Here is a 24515-nt window from a genome sequence, read left to right on the forward strand (position 1 = left end):
GGTATGTATACCACGTATGCACCTAGTCCGCGCGACCCCCGATCCGCAGGTCCATGCCGGCCAGCACGTGGCTGAGGCCGCGGTGCTCGGTGCTGCGCCAGGCCACGAGCAGGGTCAACGCGGCGTACGCCGGGAGCAGCGCGAGGGCCACCGGTCGCGGCACCACCTCGCCGCTCACGCCGAGCAGGAAGAGCGGAGCGATGCCGGTGCCGAGCTTGACCGCCCGCCCGGGCAGCGCCAGCGCCGGCCGCCGCGCGACCGGCCGCACCGAGATGACCGCCTCCCCGACCGTGCGGCCGGCGACCAGCACCATCAGCGCCTCCACCGCGAACGGCACGCCCCACTGCAGCGCGCCCTGGAGGCCGAGGTCGAGGCGGCCGAGGGGGCGGTCGAGCACGTAGAGGTGCACCGCGCGGTAGGCCAGCGCGCAGGTCGCGCCGAGCATCGCGACGAACAGCACGTCGCTGACGAATCCCACCAGCCGCCGGCCCAGGGTGATGCTGGTCGGCAGCGGCGGCGCCTCACCCCGGCGGCGTCGGACGACGAGGGCCGAGAGCAGCGACCCGACCGCCGCCCCGACCGTGTTGACGAGCAGGTCGTCGACGTCGAAGAGACGGTAGGGGCAGTCGTAGAGCCCCCAGACGCCGGTGCGCTGGGTGACCTCGATCAGCAGCGAGGCCGCCAGCCCGAGCACCGTCGCGACGACCACCCCGCGCTTGAGCACGACGCGCACGAACCAGCCGAGAGGCACGAAGAGCAGCACGTTGAGGGCGATCTGCAGGAACGCCGGTTGCCGCAGCACCGACCCCCAGCCCGCCTCCCCCGGCCCGCGCACCAGCCGCAGCGACCCGAGCGGGTCCAGCTGCGCGCCCTGGCACGCGTAGTCGCCGGCCGGCGGCACGGGCAGCAGCGTGTAGGTCCACAGCGCCAGTGCGTAGATCGCCGCGGTCAGCAGCACCGCCAGGTCCGTGGGCCCCAGCCGCCCGTCGAGCCGGTACTGCACGGCCGCGACCGGCACGAGCAGCACCACCGCCAGCACGCTCCCGAGCGCGATCGCGATCAGCGCGTTGGTGGCCTGGTCCGACACCGGGGCAGGCTACCGAAGCGCGCGGACCGCCGGTGGTCGACGAAGCTGCGCCGGCGCCCCTCGGTCGTTGAGGAAGTTGCCTGGCGACCCCCGGTGGTTGAGGAAGTTGCGCTAGCAACTGTCTCGAAACCCCCGCCGGCCGAACGCCCTCCGGTGGGGACGTGAGGGCGTTCGTCCCACCGGGTCTCGAGGCTCAGGCCTAGCGGCCTTCGCACCTCGACCAGCGTTGCCCCGCGCTGGTTGAGGTGCGAGCGAAGCGAGCCTCGAAACCTGCGCACCCGAACGCCGACCGTCCCCACCGGAGGACATCCCTCTCACCGGGTCTCGAGGCTCAGGCCTAGCGGCCTTCGCACCTCGACCAGCGCACGCCGGCGTGCCGCGCCGCCGGCGCGGAGGCGGCGGAGCGACGGGCGGCGTCCGGCACGTAGACGGCGGCGTGGCGCCGCAGCGATGGCCGGGGAACCGCAGGGCAGAGTCCGGTGACACGGCAACGAGTGCCGAACGACGTCCGGCGCGCAGCAGCCGCAGTGCCCACTACGCGCGGCACCCCGCACCCACACCCCAACCACAGCCACCCGCCCCTCGGATCACACCACCCGGAGCCAGCCCCCCGCCCGAACCCCGTCCGCGGAGTCGCCCGCTACCGGGAGAGCGTTCGGCTCGCCGGGTCTCGACGACGCTCGCTGGCGCTCGCTGCTCGACCACCGGTGCCGCCCGACCGCACGCCGGCGTGCCGCGCCGCAGGCACGGAGGCGGCGGAGCGACGGGCGGCGTTCGGCACATAGACGGCGGCGTGGCGCCGACACGAACGCCGGGGAACCGCAGGGCAGAGTCCGGCGACACGGCAACGAGTGCCGAACGACGTCCGGCGCGCAGCAGCCGTAGTGCCCACCCACGCGCGGCACCCCGCACCCCACCCCACCAACCGCCACCCGCTCCCCGAATCACACAACGAGGAGTCAGCCCCCGCCCGAGCCCCGTCCCCGGAGTCGCCCTTACCGGGAGGACATCCGTCGCACCGGGTCTCGAGGCTCAGGCCTAGCGGCCTTCGCACCTCGACCAGCGCCCGGCGGTCGGCTCACCGGGTTTCGAGACACGACTTCGTCGTTCCTCAACCAGCGGTGGTCGCTCGCGCTTCTGCTCGACCCAGCGGTGAGCGGTCAGCGGTAGGTGACCTGCTCCGCCGGGAGGTGCTGGTGCTCGTTGTAGGTCAGCAGCCGGGCGCCGGTCGAGCCCACGACGACCCGGGTGACCGAGGAGTTCACGATCGTGGTGTTCAGGCGCTGCCAGGCGGCGGCGCGGGCGGCCGGGTCGTCCGGGGTCACCAGCGCGGCGCAGGCGGCCGCGATCGGGCCACCGGAGGTCACGGCGACCACGGTGCGTCCCGGGCCGGCGAGGTCGCCGGCGGCGGACAGCGCGGCCCCCACCCGCCCGGTGAACGCCGCGAACGACTCGGGGTAGTCGGCGTCGTGTGCGCCGGTGACCCACCGCCCGGTCGCGAGCTCGAACAGCTGCTGGAAGGCGCGGCGGTCGAGGTCGGGGTCGACGCCGCCCGGGTGGGCGGCGACCACGCCGAGGTGGTCGAACTCGTCCCACCGCGGGTCCTGCGCCGCCTCGAGCCCCCACCCGGCGGCCGCCGTCATCGCCTCCGCGGTCTCGCGCTGGCGCCGCATGCTGCCGTGGACGACGACGTCGGGCCGCAGGCCGCGCTCGGCCAGCCAGGCCCCGAGGAGCCGCGACTGCGCCGCACCGGCCTCGGAGAGGACGTCGTAGTCGTCGCTGCCGAACGAGGCCTGGCCGTGCCGCACCAGGAGGAGGAGGCCCATGGGGCCCGAGACTAGGCGGCGACCGTGGTGACCACGCGCGCGCGTCCGACCGGCTCGAGCCAGGCGTCGCGGGCGTGCAGCAGCCGCACCGCCGACCACAGCACGAACGGCGCTGCGAGCACGATGCTGAGCTCCCACGAAGGGAGCCGAGCCAGGCCCGAAAAGACCAGGCTGGTCAGCGTGGTGGCGACGGCCAGCTTGGTGGAGTAGCCGACCATCGCGGCCGGGGGTGCAGGGGTGGCCCGGGCCGAGCGGAGGTCGACCGAGAACGGGCGCCGCGACGACCACCGCATCGCGGCCGACACCACCTGGAGCACCACGACCACCCAGGTGCACAGCAGCGCGGTCAGCTCGGGAGCCGACGGTACGCCGGCTCGCAGTCCCGCCAGCACCAGCGTGAGCGCCGACGCCACGAGCAGGAACTCGGTGAGCACCCACGTCCGCGCGGCGAAGACCTGGCCGGGCGGGACCGGCAGGCTCTCGCGCCACAGCCCGCCGCGCTCGTCGAGGCACCAGGCGTTGATGCCGAAGAGCAGGGCGCCGCCGGAGGCGACCAGCCCGGGCAGGATCGTCATCTGGCTCCACGACAGGTCGCCCGCGAGTGCCACCACCCCGGGTCCGATCGCGAGCACCAGCATGCCGCGCCGCATCGGCACCGCCCGCCAGACCGAGCCGCGGTCGGTGCGGACCAGGCCCGCGAAGACGCTCGACGGCAGTGCCCGGGCGGGGTGGGTGCCGCTCTCGACCCGCAGCTCGTCGCGCGGCGTACGCCGGGCGGCCAGGTGGGCGGGCACGGCGCCGAGCACGAGCGCCACCAGCAGCACCCAGAGCATCAGCCCGACGGTGGCGAGCCAGGCCGCCCCGAACCCGTCCTGCAGCCCGACCACGACCCGGCGGGTGGGCAGCGCGTCGAGCACCGCGCCGGTGCGGCCGGTGAGCTGGAGGTGGACGAGCACGGCGGCCACGAGCACGCCGAGGGTGCGCACTGTCGCGATGCCGTGGCGGGTGCGTCGCACCGCCTCGATCGCCCAGGCCACGACCTGGGCGACCGCGGTGGCCGCGGCCAGCCAGAGCAGCACGCCGAGCTGCACGGCGGCGAGGTGGCGGCCCTCCACCGCGTACGCGGTCGCGCCGAGCAGCAGCCAACCCTGCAGCAGCCAAGCGATGTTGAGCGGCGCCAGCAGGAGAGCGCCGAGGTGGTCGGTGGTGGGGCTGACGGGGTAGGCGACGGCGTGCTCTCGGGCGAGCAGCTCGCGACCGCCACCGGAGGCGACCGCGGAGACGATCGCCAGCACCAGGAAGCCGGTGAGCGCCGAGGGCAGCAGCAGGAGTGCGTCGAGGGCGTAGCCCTCCGCGCTGCCGGCCCCGGTCGCGAACGCCGGGAGCACGGCCGCACCGGCGGTCAGGCCGAGGAAGGTCGCGACCAGGCCGACGGTGACCGAGCGGCGGCGCACGGTCGCGGCGCGGAAGGCCAGCAGGTGGCCGACGTCGGCGACGGCTCGGCGCTGGCCCCGGAGGAGCTCAGTCCAGGAGGCCGCGGTAGGCACGCGCGCCCTCCTCGCCCGCCATCTCACCGGCGGTCACGGTCGCCACCCGGGCGCCGCCCCGCAGCACCAGCACCGCCGAGCAGGCCTCGATCGCCAGCTCCCGCAGGTGGGTCGACACCAGCACGCACGCACCGCGCGACCGGGCGTCGTTGACCACGTCGAGGGTGGCCTCGACGCCGATCGGGTCGACCCCGTCGAACGGCTCGTCGAGCAGCAGCACCTCGGGCTCGTGGAGCGCGGCCAGCACCACCGAGAGGCGGCGGCCCATGCCGTGGGAGAAGCCGGTGGTGACCCGGTGGGCCACGTCGCCGAGCTCGAAGCGCTCCAGAAGGTCCCGGGCGCGCTCCTCCCAGCCGTCGAGGCGGCGCAGCCGCGCCGAGAGCTGCAGGTGCTCCCACGGCGTCGCGCGCGGCACCAGGCCGCCCACGTCGGGGCAGTAGCCCACCCGGCGCTTGACCTCCAGCGGCGAGGCGCGCACGTCGTGCCCCGCCACCACCACGGTCCCGGCCGTCGGCGGCACCACGCCCGCCAGCACCCGCATGGTCGTCGACTTGCCGGCGCCGTTGCGGCCCAGCAGCGCGGTCGAGTGACCGGCGTACGCCGCCAGGTCGACCCCGGCGACCGCCTCCACCTCTCCGAAGCGCACGTGCAGGCCCTGCACCGCGACGACGGGCTCCCTCTCCCTGGTCACTCGAGCATCCTCGCGACCCGGCGCCGGCCGGGACAGGCGTTCACCCGCATATGGCCCGCGTCCCGCGGCAGGTCTGCCCGAAAGGATGAACGGGCGCCGGTGGATGAGGAGGTTGCGCAGCAACCGTCTCGAATCCCCAGACGGCCGGACGCCCTCCCGTCCCCAGGGGAGGACTCTCGGCTCACCGAAGAACGAGTGAGGACTTCGTCCTTCCTCGACCAGCGGTGCCCCGGCACGCAACGAGCCCCCGGCGACCGGGTCGCCGGGGGCTCGCGGAGCGGGTCAGGCCGGGAACGAGCCACCCGAGGCAGCGAGCTCGCGCAGCCACGGGGTCGGGGCGAACCGATCGCCGTACGCCGCGGCCAGCTCGTCGGCCCGCGCGACGAACGCCGCGAGCCCGACCTCGCCCTCGGCGTTCTCGTAGCCGGTCATGAACTGCGCGGCCCCGCCGGTCATGGGCGGGAAGCCGATGCCCATGATCGAGCCGATGTTGGCCGCGGCCGCGGAGGTGATGACGCCCTCCTCGAAGCACTTGGCGGTCTCGAGCGCCTCGGCGAACAGCATCCGGTCCTTGACGTCCTGGAGCGGGATCTGCTGCTCCGCCACCGGGAACAGCTCGGCCAGGCCCGACCAGATCGACTGCCGCTTGCCGGCCTCGTCGTAGTCGTAGAAGCCGGCCTTGCGCAGCCGGCCGGCGCGACCGGCCTCGAGCATCCGGTCGACGACCGCGGTGCCCGGGTGCTCGGCATACGCCGCGCCGTCGCGCTCCGCCGCCTCGCGGGTGGCCTTGGCGATCTTGGCCATCAGCTCGAGGTTGAGCTCGTCGGAGAGCTGGAGCACCGGGGCGGGGTAGCCGGCCTGGGTGGTGGCCCGCTCGATCGACCAGGGGTGCACGCCCTCGGCCAGCATCGCCATGCCCTCGTTGACCATGAAGCCGATGACCCGCGAGGTGTAGAAGCCGCGGCTGTCGTTGACGACGATCGGCGTCTTGCGGATCTGCTGCACCACGTCGTAGGCCTTGGCCAGCGCCACGTCGGAGGTCTTCTCGCCCTTGATGATCTCGACCAGCGGCATCTTGTCGACGGGGCTGAAGAAGTGCAGGCCGATGAAGTCGTCGGGACGGTCGACGCCCTCGGCGAGCTCGGTGATCGGCAGCGTCGAGGTGTTGGAGCACAGCAGCGCGTCGGGGTTGACGTGCGGCGCCACCTCGGCGAACACCTTGGCCTTCAGCGCCGGGTCCTCGAAGACCGCCTCGATCACCAGGTCGCAGCCGGCCAGGTCGGCCGGGTCGGCCGTCGGGGTGATCCGGGCGAGCAGCTCGTCGGACTTCTCCTGGGTGAGTCGGCCCTTGGCGACGGCCTTCTCGTTGATGGTCGCGGAGTAGGCCTTGCCCTTCTCGGCGTTCTCCTGCGCGACGTCCTTCAGCACGACCTGCATGCCGGCGCGGGCGCAGACGTAGGCGATGCCGGCGCCCATCATGCCGGCGCCGAGCACGCCGACCTTGGTCGCCTGCCACGGCTCGATGCCCTGCGGGCGCAGCGACCCGGAGTTGATCGCCTGCAGGTCGAAGAAGAACGCCTGGATCATGTTCTTCGAGCCCTGGTTGGTGATCAGGTGGGTCAGGTAGCGCGACTCGATGCGCGAGGCCGTGTCGAAGTCGCGGTTGGCGCCCTCGACCGCGGCCGACAGGATCGCCCGCGCGGCGGGGTAGACCGCGCCCTTGGTCTGCTTGCGCAGCAGCGCCGGGAACGCCGGTAGGAAGCCGGCCAGCGCCGGCGACTTCGGCGAGCCGCCGGGCATCTTGTAGCCCGGCGCGTCCCAGGGGTTGAGGCTCGCCTCGGGGTTGGCCTTGATCCAGGCCTTGGCGGCCGGGACCAGGTCGTCGCGGGTGGCGACGACCTCGTCGACCAGACCGGCCTTGAGCGCGGCGTCGGGCTTGAACTGCTTGCCCTCCAGCAGCACGGTCATCAGGCCGTCCTGCAGGCCGAACTTGCGCACGACGCGGGTCACGCCGCCGCCCCCGGGGAGCAGGCCGAGGCTGACCTCGGGCAGTCCCACGACGGCCTTGGGGTCGTCGACGACGATCCGGTGCTGGCAGGCGAGGGTGATCTCGTAGCCGCCGCCCAGCGCGGCGCCGTTGATCGCGGCCACGACGGGCTTGGGGAACAGCTCGAGGCGGCGCAGCGCGGCCTTGACGCCCTCGGCCAGCGCGAACACGTCGGCGGCGTCGTCGCGGCCCGCCTGCACCATGTTCTTGAGGTCGCCGCCGGCGAAGAAGGTCTTCTTCGCGCTCGCGACGACGACGCCGGTGACGCCCTCCTGCTCGGCCTCGAGGCGGTCGACCGCCGCCTTCATCGAGTCGATGTAGAGCTGGTTCATCGTGTTGGCCGACTGGTTCGGGTCGTCCAGCGTGAGGGTGACGATGCCGTCGGCGTCCTGCTCGTAGCGGACGGCGGTCTGCTCGGTGGTGGTGCTCATGGAAGTCCTGTCGTTGATCTGGAGATCTGCGTTCTGGGGGGGTCGGGGTGGTGACCCCGTGGTCGCGGTCGGCTCTCGGCTCACCGGGTCTCGACACGCACGGTCGCGACCTTGTTCCTCGGTCGCGCGTGCTGCTCGACCACCGATGAGCTCAGCTGACCTCGTTCCTCGGTCAGACGAGCTCGACGATCGTGGCGATGCCCATGCCGCCACCGACGCAGAGCGTGGCCAGGCCGCGCTTCTGGTCGCGGCGCTGGAGCTCGTCGATCAGCGTGCCGAGGATCATCGCGCCGGTCGCGCCCAGCGGGTGGCCCATCGCGATCGCGCCGCCGTTGACGTTGGTGATGTCGTGGCCGATGCCCATGTCGCGCATGAACCGCATCGCGACCGCGGCGAACGCCTCGTTGATCTCGAAGAGGTCGATGTCCTTGGTCTCCAGCCCGGCCTTGGCGAGCGCCTTGCGCGCGGCAGGGGCCGGGCCGGTCAGCATGATCGTCGGGTCGGCGCCCGAGACGGCCATCGAGACGATCCGGGCCCGGGGGGTGAGGCCGAGCTCGCGGCCGATCTCCTCGGTGCCGATCGCGACCAGCGCCGAGCCGTCGACGATGCCCGAGGAGTTGCCGGCGTGGTGGACGTGGCCGATCCTCTCGATCCAGTGGTACTTCTCCAGCGCCACGTCGTCGAAGCCCGCGTCGGCGCCGATCTGCGCGAACGACGGCTTCAGGCCGGCGAGGCCCTCCGGGCTGGTGTCGGGACGGATGGTCTCGTCGTGGTCGAGCACGGTGAGGCCGTTGATGTCCTTGACCGGCACCACCGAGTCGGCGAAGTAGCCGTTGGCCCAGGCCTTGGCCGCGCGGTGGTGCGACTCGGCGGCGTAGGCGTCGACGTCGTCGCGGGTCCAGCCCTCGATGGTGGCGATCAGGTCGGCGCCGATGCCCTGCGGCACGAAGCCGGTCTTGAGCGCGGTGGCCGGGTCGGACGCCCAGGCGCCGCCGTCGGAGCCCATCGGCACGTTGCTCATCGACTCCACGCCGCCGGCGAGGATCAGGTCCTCCATGCCGCCGCGGATCCGGCCGGCGGCCTGGTTGACGGCCTCGAGGCCGGAGGCGCAGAAGCGGTTGAGCTGCACGCCGGCGACGGTCTCGGGGTAGCCGGCGGCCAGCGCGGCGGTCTTGGCGATGTCGCCGCCCTGCTCGCCGATCGGCGAGACGACACCGAGCACGACGTCGTCCACGCGGGCGGGGTCGAGGCCGGGGTTGCGCACCTTGATCTCGTCGAGCAGCCCGACGATGAGGTCGACCGGCTTGACCTCGTGGAGGGAGCCGGCGGCCTTGCCCTTGCCGCGCGGCGTCCGGATGTGGTCGTACACGAATGCTTCTGCCATGACCGTCCTTCGAAAGACTGGGGTGGTGACCCGACCGTGACACAATCGGTGTCACGTTATTGTGACACTGTTGCTGTCACGGTCAAGGCGCAGGAGGTGTGACGTGACCGACGAGGGACTGCTGGGGCTCGACGAGCTCTGCGAGCGGGTGGGGATGAGCGTGCGCAACGTGCGCTTCTACACCGCCAAGGGGCTGGTGCCGCCCCCGATCCGGCGCGGCCGCTCCGGCTACTACGACGCCAACCACGTCGCCCGCTTCGAGCTGGTGCAGGAGCTGCAGAGCCACGGGTTCACGCTCGCCGCGATCGAGAAGTACGTCGCCGGCATCCCCGACGACGCGCGCCCCGAGGACATCGCCCTCGCCAGGACCATGCTCGCCCCGTGGCAGGCCGACCTGCCGGTCGACATGGACCACGACCAGCTCGAGAAGCGGGCTGGTCGCGCCCTCGACGCCGAGGACGTCGCGACCCTGCAGGCGCTCGGCATCGTCCGGCTCCGCGACGACCGCTACCTCGTCGCCCGCACCCAGCTCGCCCTCGGCGTCCGCCTCCTCGACCTCGGCTTCCCCAGGGCGGTCGCCCAGGCCGCCGCCAAGGTCTACCAGGACCACGGCCGGCAGATGGCCGAGGAGCTCCACGACGTCGTCTTCACCCAGCTCGCCCCGCTCTACGGCGACCACACCGAGCGGTTCCAGGAGGTCATGGAGCGCCTCAAGCCGCTCTCGGTCGGCGGCCTGGTCACGGCGTACGAGGCGGCGGTCGCGCGGGCCGCCCGCGACTCCCTGCAGCGCTGAGGTCTCGGGGCAGGCCCCGCCCACCACGCGACGCCTAGGGTGGGTCGCATGGCCCTGACCGTGCTCGTCACCGGTGCGACCGGCTTCGTGGGCGGTCGCCTGGTGCCCGCCCTCGTCGACGCCGGGCACCGGGTCAGGGCGATGACCCGCCGTCCCGAGCAGTACGACGGCCCGGGCGAGCCGGTCGGTGGCGACGTCTCCGACCCCGGGAGCCTGGCCGGGGCGCTCGACGGCGTCGACGTGGCGGTCTACCTCGTCCACTCGCTGGGCGACGACGACTTCGAGCGGATGGACGCCGAGGCGGCGCGCGGGTTCGGCCTGGCCGCCGCCGCGGCGGGGGTCGGTCAGATCGTCTACCTCGGCGGCCTGGGGAGCGACGACGACGAGCTCTCACCCCACCTGCGCTCGCGACGCGAGGTGGAGCGGCTGCTCGGGGAGGCCGGCGTGCCGGTCACCGTGCTGCGGGCCGCGATCGTGGTCGGCAAGGACGGCATCTCCTGGGAGCTGACCCGCCAGCTGGTCAAGAACCTGCCGGCGATGGTGGTGCCGAAGTGGGCCGAGACGCTCACCCAGCCGATCGCGCTCGACGACGTGATCCGCTACCTCGCCGGCGTGATCGGCAACGACGCCGCGAAGGGGCGGGTCTTCGACATCGGCGGTCCCGACCGGCTGAGCTACCTCGAGATGCTCCAGCAGGCCTCGGAGGTGATGACCGGTCACCGGGTGCCGATCGTGACCGTGCCCGTGCTCACGCCCAAGCTGTCGTCGCGCTGGATCGCGTTCGTCACCGACGTCGACACCACCACCGCGGCCAACCTCATCGACTCGATGGGCACCGAGGTGGTCTGCCACGACGACTCGATCCGCGAGGTCGTGCCCGGCGAGCCGGTCGGCTACCAGGAGGCGGTCCGGCGAGCGATCGAGGACGCCCGCACGAGCTGACCCGCCGCGCGGGTCGCGCCGCAGCGACTAGAACACCACCGGCAGCACGAGCAGCATGGTGAGCGACCAGGTGCAGTGGGTCAGCACCGGGCCCAGGATGCCGCCGCTCGCCCGACGCTCGAGCCCGACGACGACGCCGAGCAGCACGGCCGCGAACGACAGCATCACGTTGCCGGTGGCGGCGGTGGCGACGGCGTAGGCCAGCGTCGTCCAGGCGACGGGGTGGCGGGTGATCGCGGCGTACGCCGCGCCGCGGAAGAACAGCTCCTCGGCGACGCCGTTGACGGCGGTGACCGCGACCAGCAGCGGCAGCGACCCCTGGTCGGCGTAGTCGACGACGTCGACGACCAGCCCCTCCAGGGGCTCGAGGAGAGCGATCTCGCGCACGAGCAGCGCACCGACGACGAAGACCGCGGCGAGCAGCAGGCCCAGCAGCACCGGCGCGGCGCCCGGGCGCCGCCGCCGGGCGCCGGGGGGGGCCCGGCCCCCGGGGCGCCGCCGCCCCCCCCCCCCCGGCGCGGCGACCGGTCGCCGCTGCCGGTCGCCGTGGAGGACCCGGCCCAGGTGAAGCGGACCCGAGGCGAACGCGCCGACGACCCACACCGCGGCCAGGCCGAGCGTGGCGGGGTAGAACCAGGCGCTGCCCGGCTCGATCCGCAGCGAGAAGCCGAGGACGACCGCACCGACCAGCACGAACGCCGCCGTGACCAGCTGGCGTCGGCGCAGGGCCGGCCCCTCCTGGCGGTGGTCGCGGGGCACGACGTCCCAGAGGGCCCGCCGCACCCAGGCTCGTAGCTCGCTCACCACTCCGAGGCTATCGGCCCCGACCACTCCCGCCCGAGGAGAAGCCCGCGGCGCTGTGGGGGCGGCCGGAGCCGCCCGCCCTGGCGGCACCCTGGCCGCCGCTGCGCCGGCGCGGGGCGCCCGAGCTGGAGGCACCGGAGCCGGACGAGCCGGCCCCGCCGGAGCCACCGGAGCCGCCACCGCCACGACGGCGGTTGCGCCCGCCGCCGTTGCGCGGGGTGGCACCGGACTCGCCGCTGCCGCGACGGCCGCCGCCGCCACCGCTGCGCCGGGGACCGCGAGCCGGCTCGGGCGCCGACTCCAGCACCAGGCCGCCGGCGACCAGCACCCGGTCGCCGGGCGCGAGCTCGGCGAGCACCGGGTGACGCGGCGAGTCGACGCGGGTGACGGTCGGCTTGATCCCGGCCGCGCGGGTCAGCGCCCGGACGTCGTGCACCTGCTCCTCGGTCATCAGCGTGACGACCGTGCCCGCTGCGCCGGCGCGGGCGGTGCGACCCGAGCGGTGGAGGTAGGCCTTGTGCTCGGTGGGCGGGTCGGCGTGCACGACGAGCGCGACGTCGTCGACGTGGATGCCGCGGGCCGCGATGTCGGTGGCGACCAGCGTCGAGGCGGTGCCGGAGTGGAACGCCGCCATGTTGCGGGTGCGGGCGCCCTGGCTGAGGTTGCCGTGCAGCTCCACCGCGGGCACGCCCTGCCGGTTGAGCTGGCGGCTCAGCGCCTTGGCACCGTGCTTGGTGCGGGTGAACACCACCGTGCGGCCGGGGGCCGAGGTGAGGTCGACCAGCACCGGGATCCGCTGCTCGCGCGCGAGGTGGAGCACGTGGTGGTCCATCTTCGCGACCGGCGACTGGGCCGAGTCGGCCTCGTGGGTGCGCGGGTCCGTGAGGAACCGCTTGACCAGCACGGTCACGCCCTTGTCGAGGGTGGCCGAGAACAGCATCCGCTGGCCGCCCTGCGGCGTCCGGTCGAGCAGGCGGCGGACGACGGGCAGGAAGCCCAGGTCGGCCATGTGGTCGGCCTCGTCGAGCACGGTGACCTCGATGTCGGACAGGTCGCAGTGACCCTGGCCGATCAGGTCCTCGAGCCGGCCGGGGCAGGCGAGCACGATGTCGACGCCTCGGCGCAGGCCGGTGACCTGGGGGCCCTGGCCGACGCCGCCGAAGACGGTGCGCGTCGTGAGGCCGGCGGCCTTGGCGAGCGGGGCCAGCGACTGCTCGATCTGGCCGACGAGCTCACGGGTGGGCGCGAGCACCAGCGCCCGCGGGCGCTTGGGTCGCGCGGTGCCGCCGGCCGCCTGGAGGCGGGCGACCAGGGGCAGCAGGAAGGCGTAGGTCTTGCCCGAGCCGGTGCGGCCGCGGCCGAGCACGTCGCGCCCGGCGAGCGAGTCGGGCAGCGTGGCCGCCTGGATCGGGGTGGGGGTGGTGATGCCGAGGTCGGTGAGCACGCGAGCGAGGTCGGTGGGCACGCCGAGGTCGGCGAAGGAACGAGAAGACACGAAGGGTCACATTCTGTGGCGTTGTCCCGCCAGCGATGAGCGCGAGGCCCGGGTGGGACGTCCGGGATCGGACGCCACGCGAGGGCTGCGCGGGCAGACCCGAGGCAAGACTGGACGGGCCGCACTCCAGAGTCTAGGAGTGCGGCCCGCCGAACGCCGCATCCGCGGCACGTGCTCTTCGTCTCGTTGCTGTCTCGTTGCTACTTCTTGAACGCGTCCTTGACGTCGCCCAGGGCGTCCTTGGCCTTCTCGCCGGCGTCCTTGACCTTCGACTCCGCCTGGTCGCCGCGACCCTCGGCCTCGAGCTCGTGGTCGTCGGTCGCGCGGCCGGCGGCCTCCTTGCCCTGGCCGCCGAGGTCCTGCAGCTTGTTCTCGGCCTTGTCCTTGAGACCCATCGGGTCACCTCCGACTCGTCGACTCGTGCATGGACCGCTCCGGTGCCCGGGCCCGACCACGGACAAACCCGAGGCGACGCTCACGAGAACGCCAGCACGCCATCCTCGATCGCGCCGCGCCGGATGGTGCGCAGGTCGGTCAGGTAGTTCTGCTTGAGCTGCCACGGGGCGCGGTCGCCCTGCTTGGGCAGGTCGTCGAGCGCGCGCAGGATGTAGCCCGACGCCAGGTCCATAAACGGCAGCTCGCCCACCGAGTCGTCGCGCACGGGCACCACCGTCCGCAGCCCGCGTTCGTCCATGTGGGTCAGCAGCCGGACGACGTAGTCGCTGACCAGGTCGGCCTTGAGCGTCCACGAGGCGTTGGTGTAGCCGATCGTGTAGGCGAAGTTCGGCACCCCGCTGAGCATCAGGGCCTTGTAGGTCATCGACTCCGACAGGTCGACCTTGCGGCCGTCGACCACCAGGCCGACCCCACCGAAGGCCTTGAGCTTGAGCCCGGTGGCCGTGACCACGACGTCGGCCTCCAGCTCCTCGCCGGAGGTGAGCCGGATGCCCCGCTCGGTGAAGGTCTCGATGGTGTCGGTGACGACCGACGCGGTGCCGGCGCGCAGCGCCTTGAACAGGTCACCGCGCGGCACGACGCACAACCGCTGGTCCCACGGGTCGTAGGACGGGGTGAAGTGCTTGTCGACGTCGATGCCGTACTGCTCGGGCAGCTGCTTCTCGGTGAGGTTGCGGATCACCTTCTTCACCAGCGCCGGCTGCCGGCGGGCGAGCTGGTAGCTGCCGACCAGCTGGAGCACGTTCTTCCAGCGCACCACGGGGTAGCGCACCGCCTCGGGCAGGAACCGCAGCGCGCGGGCCACGGGGTCCTGCGCCGGCTGGCTGAGGATGTACGTCGGCGAGCGCTGCAGCATCGTCACGTGCTCGGCGGTGCCGGCCATGGCGGGCACGAGGGTGATCGCGGTGGCGCCGCTGCCGATCACCACGACCCGCTTGCCGGTGTGGTCGAGGTCCTCGGGCCAGAACTGCGGGTGCACGACCTGGCCGGCGTAGTGCTCGATGCCGGGGAACTGCGGCGCGTGGCCCTCGTCGTAGTCGTAGTAGCCCGAGCAGCCCCACAGGAAGTCGGTGGCCATGGTGGCCGGCTCGCCGTCGACGAGGAGGTCGACGGTCCAGCGGGCGGTGGCGCTGTCGAAGCTGGCGCCGACCACCTTGTGGCGGTAGCGGATCAGCCGGTCGACGCCGTTCTCCTCCGCGACCGTGCGCACGTAGTCGAGGATCAGCCCACCGTCGGCCAGGGCGGTGTCGCTGGGCCACGGCCGCCAGCGGTAGCCGAAGGTGAACATGTCGGAGTCGGAGCGGATGCCGGGGTAGCGGAACAGGTCCCAGGTGCCGCCGGACGCCTCGCGCATCTCCAGCACCGCGACCGACTTCTCCGGCAGCCGCTGCCTCAGCTGGCAGGCCGCGCCGATGCCGGACAGGCCGGCACCGATGACGAGGACGTCGACGTGCTCGGGATTGTTCTCGACCATGCGACGACGGTAGCCGAGATCGCGGCCTATTGACAGATGTTCAACAGTACGACGTGCGTCACTCCGGCTCGGCCTGCACGGCGACGCCGCGCTCGAGCAGGCCGGCGACGTCGGCGATCCCCCACGCGGCCAGCGCCTCGGCGGTGTGCTCGCCGGCGGCGGGGGGCGGCAGCCCCAGGCTCGCCCGGGTGCGGGAGAACCGCGGCGCCGGCGCCGGCTGGGTCATGCCGTGCCGCTCGACGAAGGTCTCGCGGGCCTTGAGGTGCGGGTGCTCGAACGCCTCGCTGATCGGCACGATCCCGGCCACGCAGGCGTCCGTGCCCTCGAACAGCTCCACCCACTCGGCCTGGCTGCGCCCGAGGAACGCCTCGTTGAGGACTCGCCGCATCTCGTCGTACTGCTCGAGGTCGGCCTGCCCGGGGCAGGTCTCCTTCACCCCGAGCAGCGTCACCAGGGTGTCGAAGAACTGGGGCTCCAGCGCCCCCACCGACACGTGCTTGCCGTCGGCGGTCTCGTAGACGTCGTAGAAGGGCACGCCGCCGTCGAGCAGGTTGGCACCCCGCTCCTCCTGGTAGCCGCCCGAGGCGAGGAAGGCCGCGGTCATCGCGTTGAGGTGGGCGGTGCCGTCGACGATCGCGGCGTCGACCACCTGCCCCTCCCCCGAGATCCGCGCCTCCAGCAGGGCGGCCAGGATCCCGATCACCAGGTACGTCGACCCGCCGCCGAAGTCGCCGACCAAGTTGCTCGGGAAGTGCGGACGGGCGGGGTCCTGGCCCATCCCGAACAGCGCGCCGGTGATCGCGATGTAGTTCATGTCGTGACCGGCCGACTGCGCCAGCGGGCCGTCCTGGCCCCACCCCGTCATCCGGCCGTAGACGACCCGCGGGTTGACCGCGAGGCAGTCGGCGGGCCCCAGCCCGAGCCGCTCGGTGACCCCGGGCCGCATCCCCTCGATCACCACGTCGGCGCCGCGCACCAGCTCGAGCACGGTCGCCACCGCCTCGGGCTGCTTGAGGTCGAGCGCCACGCTCGGCCGGCCCCGGTTGAGCAGCATCGTCTTCCCGCCCGCGAGCGCCTGCCCGCCCGGCCGCTCGATCCTGATCACGTCGGCCCCGAGGTCCGCCAGGATCATGCACGCGTGCGGGCCCGGCCCGATCCCCGCGATCTCCACGACCTTCACGCCCCGCAGCGGTCCCGTCCCCTGCCCCAGCTCGATGCTCATGGGCCGATCATGACAGTTCTGGTGTCACGGTGGGAGGTGGTGGTCGTGGGGGTGGGCGTGGTCGCCGCCGGGCGACGGTGAGCAGGCCCCGGTTTCGTGTGGTCGAACGGCGCCTCACGCACCGCTGCCCGGGTCGCCGCCGAGCAGGCCCCGATCTGACGCGATCGAACGACGGCTCACTCACCGCCACCCGGCAGCACCCGGCTCAGGAACTGCCGGGTCCGCTCCTCACGAGGCATGGAGAAGATCTGGGCGGGCGGGCCCTGCTCGAGGATCCGGCCCTCGCTGAGGAAGCAGACGGTGGTGGCGACGTCGCGGGCGAACGACATCTCGTGGGTGGCGAGGATCATCGTGGTGCCCTCGGCGGCGAGCTCGCGCACGATCGCGAGCACGTCGCCGACCAGCTCGGGGTCGAGGGCGGCGGTGATCTCGTCGAGGAGCAGCAGCTCCGGGCGGGCGCACAGGGCCCGCACCAGGGCGACCCGCTGCTGCTGGCCGCCGGAGAGCCGGTCGGGGTGCTTGGCGACGTGCTCACCCAGCCCGAACCGGTCGAGCAGCTCGTGCGCGCGGGTCTCGGCCTGGGCCCGCGAGAGCCCCTGCACCCGGCGCGGCGCGAGGGTGCAGTTGTCGAGGACCGTGAGGTGGGGGAAGAGGTTGTAGGCCTGGAAGACCATCCCGATCCGCTGCCGCACCAGCCGTGGGTCGACGAGCGGGTCGGAGATCTCCTCGCCGTCGAGGCGGATCACGCCGTCGTCGACGTCCTCCAGCAGGTCGATGCAGCGCAGCAGCGTCGACTTGCCCGAGCCCGACGACCCGATCAGGCACACCACGTCGCCGGCGGAGACCGACAGCGAGACGTCGTCGAGGACCACCCGGTCGCCGTAGGTCTTGCGGAGCCCCACCAGCTCCAGCAGCGGCGCGCTCACAGCGCCCCCGCCCGCTCGCGCTCGCGGTAGCGGCGCGAGAGCCAGTCGGTGAACCGCGCGAGCGGCACCGTCATCACGATGAAGAACAGCGCGACCACGACGTACGGCGTGAAGTTGAAGTTGTAGTTGGCGTAGTCGCGCGCGCTGTAGAGCGCGTCGAACAGCGAGACCGAGGCCACGAGCGCGGTGTCCTTCTGCAGCGAGATGAAGTCGTTGAGCAACGGCGGCACCACGCGCCGCACCGCCTGTGGCACCACCACGAACCGCAGCGCCTGGGCCCGGCTCAGGCCGAGCGCCTGCGCGCTGGCGACCTGGGACGGGTGGATCGACTCGATGCCGGAGCGGAACACCTCGGCGACGTACGCCGAGTACGAGATCACCAGCGCCACCGTGGCCCAGAAGAAGATGCCGGTCGGCAGCCCGGACAGCCCGAGCGACGGCATCCCGAACACCAGCAGGAAGACCAGCACCAGCGTGGGGATGCCGCGGAACACGTCAGTCCAGGCGACGGCGAGCGCGCGCACCGGCACCAGCCACGGTGCCCGCGACTGCCGGGCCAGCGCAATGGCCAGGCCGAGCGCGAGGATGATCGGCTGGGCGATCAGGAACATCCGGACGTTCTTCCAGAACCCCTCGAGGATCGAGGGGAACGACTCCCGGGCGTGGTGCCAGTCGAAGAACGTCGCCCGCACGGTCGGCCACCCCGGCGAGGTGACCACCACGGTCACCAGCACCCCGAAGAACACCACCGTCGCGAGCGCCGCGACGAGAAGGCCGCGCCGCCGCAGCCGTTGGCGTACGGCGCGGCGCTCGCGCTCGCGGGCGCTGGGTGACCAGCTCACTGCAGCTCGGGGACGTCCACCACGGTCGAGAGCCACTCGGTCTCGAGCTCCTCGAGGGTGCCGTCCTCGCGCAGCGCGGCCAGCGCCTGGTTGACGCAGCCGACGAGCGGGTTGTCCTTCTCGAACAGCAGCCCGAACTCCTCCTGCTGCCCGACCGCGGGCTGGAACTGGCCGATGATGCTGCTGCCCTCGATCTCGACCGCGGAGATGTAGAACGCGGTAGGCAGGTCGGCGAGGATCGCGTCGACCTGGCCGTTCTGCATGGCCTGCTTGGCGACGTTGGTGTCGTCGAAGACCAGCGGCTCCTCGGCGGGCTTGATGACGTCGCGGATCGCGGTGAGCGACGTGGTGCCGGTCTGGGCGCCGAGCTTGAAGTCGGCGAGCTCGGCGATGCTGGCCACGTCGGCCGCGGGCGACCCCTCGAGGGCGATCACGGCCTGGGCCGCGGAGTAGTAGCCGTCGGAGAAGTCGACGACGCGGGCCCGCTCCGGGGTGATCGAGATCTGGTTGATGTCGAAGTCGAACTCCTTGGGCCCCGGCGCGTAGGAGTTGTTGAACGGCACCGTCACCCAGGTGACGTCGGCCTGCTCGAAGCCGAGCTCCTCGGCGACGGCGTAGGCCACCGCCGACTCGAAGCCCTGCCCGTTGGTCGGGTCGTCGTCGACGAACCAGGGCTCGTACGCCGGCGAGTCGGTGCCGACGGTCAGCGTGCCCGGCTTCTTCGTGGGTAGCGACTCCGTCGCGCACTCCTCGGCGGCGGAGGGGGATGCGCCGCCGCCCGAGTCGGAGGCGGTGTCGTCGTCCTCGGCCGGCGCGCAGCCGACGGCGAGGAGCAGGGCAGGGACGGCCAGGATGGCGCTACGACGCAGACGCATGACCCAAAGCCTAGGGCTCCGGTAGGGAAACACCGGAAATGCAGAGGCCCCCCGCGCACCCGACAGAGCTCGCTTACCCTTGCTGCCTTCCGGCCCTGGGGGAGTTCGGCAAGATGCCGCCACACGGGGGGTTGGTCCCGAGTGTAGGTGAGCGCTCGGGCCGCCACCAATCCCGGTCCTCCCCCGCCGCCCGACCGGCGGCGGGCGATTTCGCCCGGCCCGCCGACCACCGGTAACCTCCTCGGCGGAGGATTCGCCTAGTGGCCTATGGCGCTCGCTTGGAAAGCGGGTTGGGTTAACGCCCTCAGGGGTTCGAATCCCCTATCCTCCGCCGATCCGGACGGCGCCGCACCCTCGTGGGGTACGGCGCCGTCCGCGTCCCCACGGGTCCCGCCGTAGCCTCGTCGGGTGCAGTGCCACCACTTCGACGCCGGCCGCTGCCGCTCGTGCAGCTGGCTGGCGGTGCCGCACGCCGACCAGCTGGTTGCCAAGCAGCAGCACGTTGCCGGGCTGGTCGACACCACCTGGCTGCCGGCGGCGGCCGGGCCCGAGGCGGGCTTCCGCAACAAGGCCAAGATGGTGGTCGCCGGCCCGGTCGACGCACCCACGCTCGGCATCCTCGACCCCCGCGGCGGAGGCGTCGACCTGCGCGACTGCGGGCTGCACACCCCCGGCATCGCGGCGGCGCTGCCGGTGCTCGCCGAGCACGTCACCCGCGCCGGCCTCACGCCGTACGACGTCCCCGGCCGCCGCGGCGAGCTCAAGCACCTGCTGGTCACCGAGTCGCCCGCGGGCGGCCTGTTGGTGCGCTGGGTGCTGCGGTCGCAGGAGCCCGTGGCCCGGCTGCGCAAGCACCTGCCCTGGCTGCACGAGCGGCTGCCGGCCCTGGTCGTCGCCAGCGTCAACCTCCAGCCGGAGCACAAGGCGGTGCTCGAGGGCGAGCGCGAGATCGTGCTGACCGAGCAGGTGTCGCTGCCGATGCGGGTCGCCGGGCTCGACCTCCACCTGCGCCCGCAGAGCTTCTTCCAGACCAACACCGCGATGGCCGAGGTGCTCTACCGCCAGGCGCGCGCCTGGGCCGACGAGCTCGCTCCCAGCACCGTCTGGGACCTCTACTGCGGCGTCGGCGGCTTCGCCCTCCATCTCGCGGCGCCCGAGCGCACCGTGACCGGCGTCGAGGTGAGCGTGGAGGCGGTCGCCAGTGCCCAACAGACCAGCGCCGAGCAGACCCGCGACGCGACCGGCCTGCCCGGGCTCGCCTTCGTCGCCGCCGACGCGACCGGGTGGGCGCTCGCACAGCCGGCCCCGCCCGACCTGGTCGTGGTCAACCCGCCGAGGCGCGGGCTCGGCCCGGCGCTCAGCACCTGGCTCGAGGAGAGCGGCGTGGGCGCGGTCATCTACTCCAGCTGCAACGCCGAGTCGCTCGCCCGCGACCTGGCGCTGATGCCGTCGCTGCGACCGGTGCAGGGGAGGCTGGTCGACATGTTCCCGCAGACCTCGCACTACGAGGTCGTGGTGCGCCTCGAGCGCTGACGGCTCAGCACCGGTCGGAGCACGACGGCCAGCACCAGCGCCGCGCCGCCCAGCAGCCCCCACCACACGGCGTCGTGCCGGGTCTCGGCGAGCACGTCGGGCGGGCGCTGCGGCGCGTCGGCCTTCTGCGGCGCCGGCTCGACGCGCACCTGCTCGGGCGTGCCGTCCTCGTCGATGCGCAGGGGCCGGGTCAGCGCCTCGAGCGGGCGCACCACCCCGGCCCCGGCCAGCGGGTTGGGCACGTCGGGCCGGCCGTCGGCCGTGGCGAGCAGCCGGGCCACCGCGCGCGCGGGCGACTCGTCGTAGACCGACTGGAGCAGCGCCAGCACGCCGCTCACCTCGGCCGCGGCCCAGGACGTCGCGGGCTCGGTGAGCAGGCAGGTGCCGCCGTTGACCGAGAACGACACCCCGCCCGCGGTGGGGGCCGCGAGGTCGGTCGCGGTGTTCCACAGCACCCAGGGAGTCGGGTCGTCGCCTCGGCCGGCCCCGTCGGCGGTGGTGCTCACGGCCACCACGTCGTCGTAGCCGGCCGGGAAGACGACCTCAGCGGCGTTCTCGCCCGGCACGAACTCCGGGAACGTCTCGTAGAACGGGTCGTCGGACCCCTGCGGACGGTTGCCGCTGGGCGCGACCACCACCGCACCGGCACGCCACAGCCGGCGCACCTGCCTCTCGACCCGCGGGTCGTCGGGCAGCGCCAGCGAGACGTTGACGACCCGCAGGTTCATCCCCGCCTTGGCCTTGCGGAGCGCGGAGCGGAGCGCGGCGACCACCGCGGGGGTCCGCACCGGCTCGGTGCCGTTGTCGGTCGAGCCGACAGGGTCGTCGTAGACCTTGAGGTCGAGGATCCGCGCGGCCGGCGCGATGCCGATCCGCTGGTCGCCCTGCGGTCGGCCGGCGATCAGCCCCGCCACGGCGGTGCCGTGGTGGTAGGTCACCTCCGCCGACGGCACGAACGACTCCCGCCCGGCGAACGCCACGTCGGCCGACGGTGCGACGCCGGAGTCGACGACCGCGACCACGACGCCCTGGCCCGGACGGCGGCCGCGGCGCTCGAGCTCGGCGTCGACGTCGTCCATCCCGAGCAGCTCCAGCGGCTCGCTGCGCCGATCGGTGGCCACCGGCTCGGTCGTGGTCGTCACCTCCGTGCAGTCCGCCTCGACCGCCGCCACCGCCGGGGTGGCGGGCGCGGCCACCAGCAGGCCCGCCGCCAGCGAGCCGGCGACCAGCACCCCGGGCCGCGGCGAGGTCACTGGCAGTCCTGGTCGGGCGTCGGCTCGGGGTCCGGGTCGGGCGGGCAGAGCGCGGCCTCGGTCGACAGCGCCACGCCCGGCGTGAACAGGTCGAGCCAGGCGTCGGGCACGACGGGCGCCTCGTCGGCGTCGTAGTCGAGGTTCGCCAGGGTCTCGCCGCCGATCAGGGCGAACACGTCGGCGCGGCTGTCGACCACGAAGAACTGCGAGCTCGTCGTCTCGTCCCAGTCGCCGGCGCGGACGAACGCCCCGCGTCCCGCCTGCACGGTGACGTCGAAGTCGTCGGGGTCGGTGAGGTCCTCGGCCGAGGCGGCGCCGGTGGGGTCGGTGGCCAGACCGACCAGCGGGACGTCGTCGGGCTGCGGGTCGAGCACGGCGCAGTGCTGCCCGCGCACCTCCTGCAGCGTGAACTCCGGCCACAGCGCCTCGTCGTGGACGCCGCCGGTCTGCGTCTGCGCCGGCGGGGTCGCCCCGGCCGGCATCGGCTGCGGCTGCCCGCCGCCCGGGAGCGTGGCGTACTTGTAGACGGTCAGCGCGAACTCGCTGAGCCGCGCCGGGCCGTCGGCGGTCAGCACCAGGCTGGTGCCGCCGGGGCCCTCGAGGTATTGCCCCACCGTCCCGCCCCCGGGCGCGGGCTCGCCGATCCCGGTGAGGTCGAAGCTCTCGAAGCCGAGGGTGCCGCCGAGCGGGAACAGCGAGAGCCACGACTCGGGCACCGGCACCGCGTCGGAGCGCGGCGGCAGCCCGAGCTCACCCAGCATCAGGTCCTGGTTCTCGGCGTCGACCACGGGGTAGCGGTAGGCGCGCCGCGGGCCGAGCCCCTCCTGCACGGTGGCGATCACGTAGTAGTCGCCGGCGTTCTCGACGAGGAAGCCGGCCCGCTCGGGCAGCCGGTCGACCTGGGGCCGGTCGGCCACCCGTGCCGCCACCCCGAGGCCCGGGCCGGTGCAGGCGGTCCACCCGGACGAGACGAACGAGTCGGTGGTCGGCAGCTCCGAGGGGGCACCGAAGATGCCGATGTAGTCGCCGGGGACCTGCTGGTTGATGGTCTCCTGGTCGACGAACGTCGGGTCGGCGTCGGCCCCGAGGATCAGCTGGGCCGAGGTGACGTTGGCCAGCGGGCGCAGCAGCGGCGGGTCCGCCTTCTCCAGGATGATGTACGGCGTCCCCTTGTCGCTGGAGATGATCAGGCCGCGGTCGTTCCAGTCCTCCTCGGTGCGCCCCACCAGCACGGCCGCGATCGCGGCTCCGGCGATGAGCAGCACCGAGAGCGCCAGCCCGCCGACGATCGTCCGCCCCGGGCGCGACGGCTCCACCTCGCGGCCGCCGGGCGCCCCGGAGAGGAACGCCGTGACCAGGCGGCGGCGGCTGAAGGCGTGCGCCTCGACCAGGTCCTTCTTGGTCGCCACGGCGTCAGCCCGCCACCGCGTCGAACACGCCGGTTGCCAGCACCAGCAGCGGCAGCATCGCCAGCAGGGTCACCGACTCGGCCAGGTCGCCGAGCCGGCCGCGCCGCAGCGACGGCGCCGACGGCAGCAGCGTCGCGGCCAGCAGCACGCCGCCCGCCGCGGCCAGCACGACCGCCGCGGTCGGCCGCCACGACGGGTGCATGAAGAGCAGCGACAGCCCCACCGAGACCAGGCCGAGGATGCCGGAGCCGAGCCCGACGAGCACCTCGTTGCCGGTGCGGTACTGGCGGGTGCGCAGCACCACGACCAGGCACGCGACGACGGCGAGCAGCGTGCCCCACAGGCCGAGGTCGACCGCGAGCGGCGCGACCAGCACCAGCAGCAGGCCGACGGTCGCGGTCACCGCCACCAGGATCTCGTGGGCGACCCGCGCGTCGGCCGCGACCCGGTCGGCGTCGATCGCCTCGGGGTCGGCGGTGATGTCGCTGGTCGTGAACAGCTGGTCCACGTCGGTCGAGGTCACGCCGAGGGCGAGCCAGGGGAAGATGCTGCCGGCGAGCACGACCAGCACCAGCGCTGTGGTCAGCACGACGCCCGGGTCGGCGTCGACGACTCGCAGCAGCAGCCCGGCGGCCAGGAACACCGCGCCCACCACCACGGGCGGGATGGCGAGCGCCCGACCCTCGCCCAGGCCGACCGCGCACACCAGCCCGGCGAGCAGGGCGGCGCCGCCGGCGCACGCCACCGGCGCCTCGAAGAACGGGGAGTCGATGCCGCGCATGGCCAGCATCGCGCCGGCCACACCGGCGTACGCCGCGCCCATCCAGGCCACGGCGACCGCCGCCTCGGTCTCGCGCTGCACCCGGCTGAGCACGATGGCGCCCGCGACCAGCGCGAGCGCGACCACCCCGGCCGCGACGCCGGCCAGCAGCGACTCGTGCTGCACGGCGAGGGCCACCGCGCCGAGCGCCATCAACAGTGCGCTCGCCGCGAGGGCGGTGCGCCGGCCGGACGCCGGTGACCAGGGCCGCAGGTCGCGCTCGACGACGTCGGTCATCGCCTCGACGACATCGTCGTAGACGCGCGGCGCGGGCTCGTCGACCCCGGCGGTGACGGTGAGCAGGCCGCCGTCCTCGACGCCCTGGCTGACCAGGCCGCTGTCCGGCACGAGGTGCCGGCCGTCGGAGGTCACGACGCGGTAGCCGCCATGCACGGAGGTGGCGTCGAGCAGCCCCACGCTGCGGGCGAGCTCGGGCAGCAGCTCCGCGACCGGGACCGTGCCGGGGAGCACCAGGTCGACCCGGCGGGTGCCGGAGGCGACGGTCACCTTGACCATGCCCGTGGGGCTGACTGGGGCCTGGGTCACGGCACCTCCCGCTGTGTCGGCTCGGCTCGGCAGCTCGGTCTCGTACGGACCCCGAGGGGGCCGGCGCCAGGCGCCGACCCCCTCGGGTCAGACCACCCTCGCGGGTGGCGTC

20 protein-coding genes, 1 tRNA gene and 1 other RNA gene are annotated in these 24515 nt (G+C 73.5%); 4 read left to right on the forward strand and 18 right to left on the reverse strand.

The features are described 5' to 3' along the window. Nucleotides 1-22 precede the first annotated feature (22 nt). The 6 genes from JT721_RS08735 to JT721_RS08760 all read right to left on the reverse strand — a co-directional run bounded on the left by JT721_RS08735 (nt 23) and on the right by JT721_RS08760 (nt 9013). Nucleotides 23-1087 carry a VanZ family protein gene (locus JT721_RS08735; RefSeq protein ID WP_205472631.1) on the reverse strand — a complete coding sequence of 355 codons (1065 nt, stop codon included), beginning with the start codon at nt 1085-1087 and terminating at the stop codon, nt 23-25. 1160 nt (nt 1088-2247) lie between these two features. After that, nucleotides 2248-2913 carry a histidine phosphatase family protein gene (locus tag JT721_RS08740; protein ID WP_205472633.1) on the reverse strand — a complete coding sequence of 222 codons (666 nt, stop codon included), beginning with the start codon at nt 2911-2913 and terminating at the stop codon, nt 2248-2250. A gap of 11 nt (nt 2914-2924) precedes the next feature. Further along, entirely contained in the window at nt 2925-4460 is a 1536-nt protein-coding gene (locus JT721_RS08745; RefSeq protein ID WP_205472634.1) for a hypothetical protein, read from the reverse strand. Then, complete coding sequence (locus JT721_RS08750; protein WP_205472635.1) at nt 4435-5151, reverse strand: ABC transporter ATP-binding protein; 717 nt, start codon at nt 5149-5151, stop codon at nt 4435-4437. Before JT721_RS08750 ends, JT721_RS08745 begins: the two co-directional genes overlap by 26 nt. A gap of 282 nt (nt 5152-5433) precedes the next feature. Then, nucleotides 5434-7629 (reverse strand): 3-hydroxyacyl-CoA dehydrogenase NAD-binding domain-containing protein, encoded by a 2196-nt coding sequence (locus tag JT721_RS08755; protein WP_205472636.1) that lies wholly within the window; start codon nt 7627-7629, stop codon nt 5434-5436. A gap of 172 nt (nt 7630-7801) precedes the next feature. Then, nucleotides 7802-9013, reverse strand: a complete 1212-nt coding sequence (locus JT721_RS08760) for an acetyl-CoA C-acetyltransferase (protein ID WP_205472637.1) — start codon at nt 9011-9013, stop codon at nt 7802-7804. Between the two features lie 103 nt (nt 9014-9116). Here JT721_RS08760 and JT721_RS08765 point away from each other — a divergent pair, with 103 nt between their 5' ends. Together JT721_RS08765 and JT721_RS08770 are read left to right on the forward strand one after the other, a co-directional pair. Beyond that, complete coding sequence (locus tag JT721_RS08765) at nt 9117-9806, forward strand: MerR family transcriptional regulator (protein ID WP_307827960.1); 690 nt, start codon at nt 9117-9119, stop codon at nt 9804-9806. Nucleotides 9807-9854: 48 nt separating this feature from the next. After that, nucleotides 9855-10748 carry an NAD(P)H-binding protein gene (locus tag JT721_RS08770; protein WP_205472638.1) on the forward strand — a complete coding sequence of 298 codons (894 nt, stop codon included), beginning with the start codon at nt 9855-9857 and terminating at the stop codon, nt 10746-10748. Nucleotides 10749-10775: 27 nt separating this feature from the next. On the opposite strand, the gene JT721_RS21685 is transcribed toward JT721_RS08770, so the two are convergent. From JT721_RS21685 to ffs, 9 genes are all read right to left on the reverse strand, one after another. Then, nucleotides 10776-11552: a CPBP family intramembrane glutamic endopeptidase gene (locus JT721_RS21685; RefSeq protein WP_205472639.1), complete on the reverse strand. Its 777-nt coding sequence runs from the start codon at nt 11550-11552 to the stop codon at nt 10776-10778. A gap of 10 nt (nt 11553-11562) precedes the next feature. Next, entirely contained in the window at nt 11563-13047 is a 1485-nt protein-coding gene (locus JT721_RS21690) for a DEAD/DEAH box helicase (protein WP_205472641.1), read from the reverse strand. Nucleotides 13048-13247: 200 nt separating this feature from the next. Then, a complete protein-coding gene (locus JT721_RS08785; protein WP_205472642.1) occupies nt 13248-13442 on the reverse strand; it encodes a CsbD family protein in 195 nt (64 codons plus the stop codon). Nucleotides 13443-13522: 80 nt separating this feature from the next. After that, nucleotides 13523-14977 (reverse strand): NAD(P)/FAD-dependent oxidoreductase, encoded by a 1455-nt coding sequence (locus JT721_RS08790; protein WP_205472643.1) that lies wholly within the window; start codon nt 14975-14977, stop codon nt 13523-13525. A 58-nt stretch (nt 14978-15035) separates the two neighbouring features. After that, nucleotides 15036-16199, reverse strand: coding sequence for a CaiB/BaiF CoA-transferase family protein (locus JT721_RS08795; RefSeq protein WP_275898782.1), 1164 nt, complete (start codon nt 16197-16199; stop codon nt 15036-15038). A gap of 176 nt (nt 16200-16375) precedes the next feature. Then, nucleotides 16376-17125, reverse strand: coding sequence for an amino acid ABC transporter ATP-binding protein (locus JT721_RS08800; RefSeq protein ID WP_205472644.1), 750 nt, complete (start codon nt 17123-17125; stop codon nt 16376-16378). Next, nucleotides 17122-17967, reverse strand: a complete 846-nt coding sequence (locus JT721_RS08805; RefSeq protein ID WP_205472645.1) for an amino acid ABC transporter permease — start codon at nt 17965-17967, stop codon at nt 17122-17124. Before JT721_RS08805 ends, JT721_RS08800 begins: the two co-directional genes overlap by 4 nt. After that, nucleotides 17964-18842, reverse strand: coding sequence for an ABC transporter substrate-binding protein (locus JT721_RS08810; protein ID WP_205472646.1), 879 nt, complete (start codon nt 18840-18842; stop codon nt 17964-17966). The genes JT721_RS08805 and JT721_RS08810 overlap by 4 nt, the downstream gene beginning before the upstream one ends. A 42-nt stretch (nt 18843-18884) precedes the next feature. Then, nucleotides 18885-18975: signal recognition particle sRNA small type (ffs, locus tag JT721_RS08815), an RNA gene on the reverse strand. Between the two features lie 113 nt (nt 18976-19088). Between ffs and JT721_RS08820 the strand changes: the two genes are divergently transcribed. After that, a tRNA-Ser gene (locus JT721_RS08820) sits at nt 19089-19173 on the forward strand. Nucleotides 19174-19250: 77 nt separating this feature from the next. Further along, nucleotides 19251-20375 carry a 23S rRNA (uracil(747)-C(5))-methyltransferase RlmC gene (rlmC, locus tag JT721_RS08825; protein ID WP_205472648.1) on the forward strand — a complete coding sequence of 375 codons (1125 nt, stop codon included), beginning with the start codon at nt 19251-19253 and terminating at the stop codon, nt 20373-20375. Here rlmC and JT721_RS08830 read toward each other — a convergent pair. The 3 genes from JT721_RS08830 to eccD are packed head-to-tail and all read right to left on the reverse strand — an operon-like array spanning nt 20345 to nt 24403. Beyond that, nucleotides 20345-21628 carry a S8 family serine peptidase gene (locus tag JT721_RS08830; RefSeq protein WP_205472650.1) on the reverse strand — a complete coding sequence of 428 codons (1284 nt, stop codon included), beginning with the start codon at nt 21626-21628 and terminating at the stop codon, nt 20345-20347. The genes rlmC and JT721_RS08830 overlap by 31 nt on opposite strands. After that, nucleotides 21625-23037 carry a type VII secretion protein EccB gene (locus JT721_RS08835; RefSeq protein WP_205472652.1) on the reverse strand — a complete coding sequence of 471 codons (1413 nt, stop codon included), beginning with the start codon at nt 23035-23037 and terminating at the stop codon, nt 21625-21627. Before JT721_RS08835 ends, JT721_RS08830 begins: the two co-directional genes overlap by 4 nt. Before the next feature lie 4 nt (nt 23038-23041). Continuing rightward, a complete protein-coding gene (eccD, locus tag JT721_RS08840; RefSeq protein WP_205472653.1) occupies nt 23042-24403 on the reverse strand; it encodes a type VII secretion integral membrane protein EccD in 1362 nt (453 codons plus the stop codon). Between the last annotated feature and the right edge of the window lie 112 nt (nt 24404-24515).

The sequence above is a fragment of the Nocardioides sp. SYSU D00038 genome (assembly GCF_016924665.1).
Taxonomy (GTDB): domain Bacteria; phylum Actinomycetota; class Actinomycetes; order Propionibacteriales; family Nocardioidaceae; genus Nocardioides.

What these genes read in the sequence shown, in the direction of transcription:
- JT721_RS08760 (WP_205472637.1), bottom strand. Translation starts at nt 9,013, where the DNA reads ATGGCAGAAGCATTCGTGTACGACCACATCCGGACGCCGCGCGGCAAG.
- JT721_RS08770 (WP_205472638.1), top strand. Translation starts at nt 9,855, where the DNA reads ATGGCCCTGACCGTGCTCGTCACCGGTGCGACCGGCTTCGTGGGCGGT.
- JT721_RS08795 (WP_275898782.1), bottom strand. Translation starts at nt 16,199, where the DNA reads ATGAGCATCGAGCTGGGGCAGGGGACGGGACCGCTGCGGGGCGTGAAG.
- JT721_RS08785 (WP_205472642.1), bottom strand. Translation starts at nt 13,442, where the DNA reads ATGGGTCTCAAGGACAAGGCCGAGAACAAGCTGCAGGACCTCGGCGGC.
- JT721_RS08740 (WP_205472633.1), bottom strand. Translation starts at nt 2,913, where the DNA reads ATGGGCCTCCTCCTCCTGGTGCGGCACGGCCAGGCCTCGTTCGGCAGC.
- JT721_RS08755 (WP_205472636.1), bottom strand. Translation starts at nt 7,629, where the DNA reads ATGAGCACCACCACCGAGCAGACCGCCGTCCGCTACGAGCAGGACGCC.
- JT721_RS08790 (WP_205472643.1), bottom strand. Translation starts at nt 14,977, where the DNA reads ATGGTCGAGAACAATCCCGAGCACGTCGACGTCCTCGTCATCGGTGCC.
- JT721_RS08810 (WP_205472646.1), bottom strand. Translation starts at nt 18,842, where the DNA reads ATGCGTCTGCGTCGTAGCGCCATCCTGGCCGTCCCTGCCCTGCTCCTC.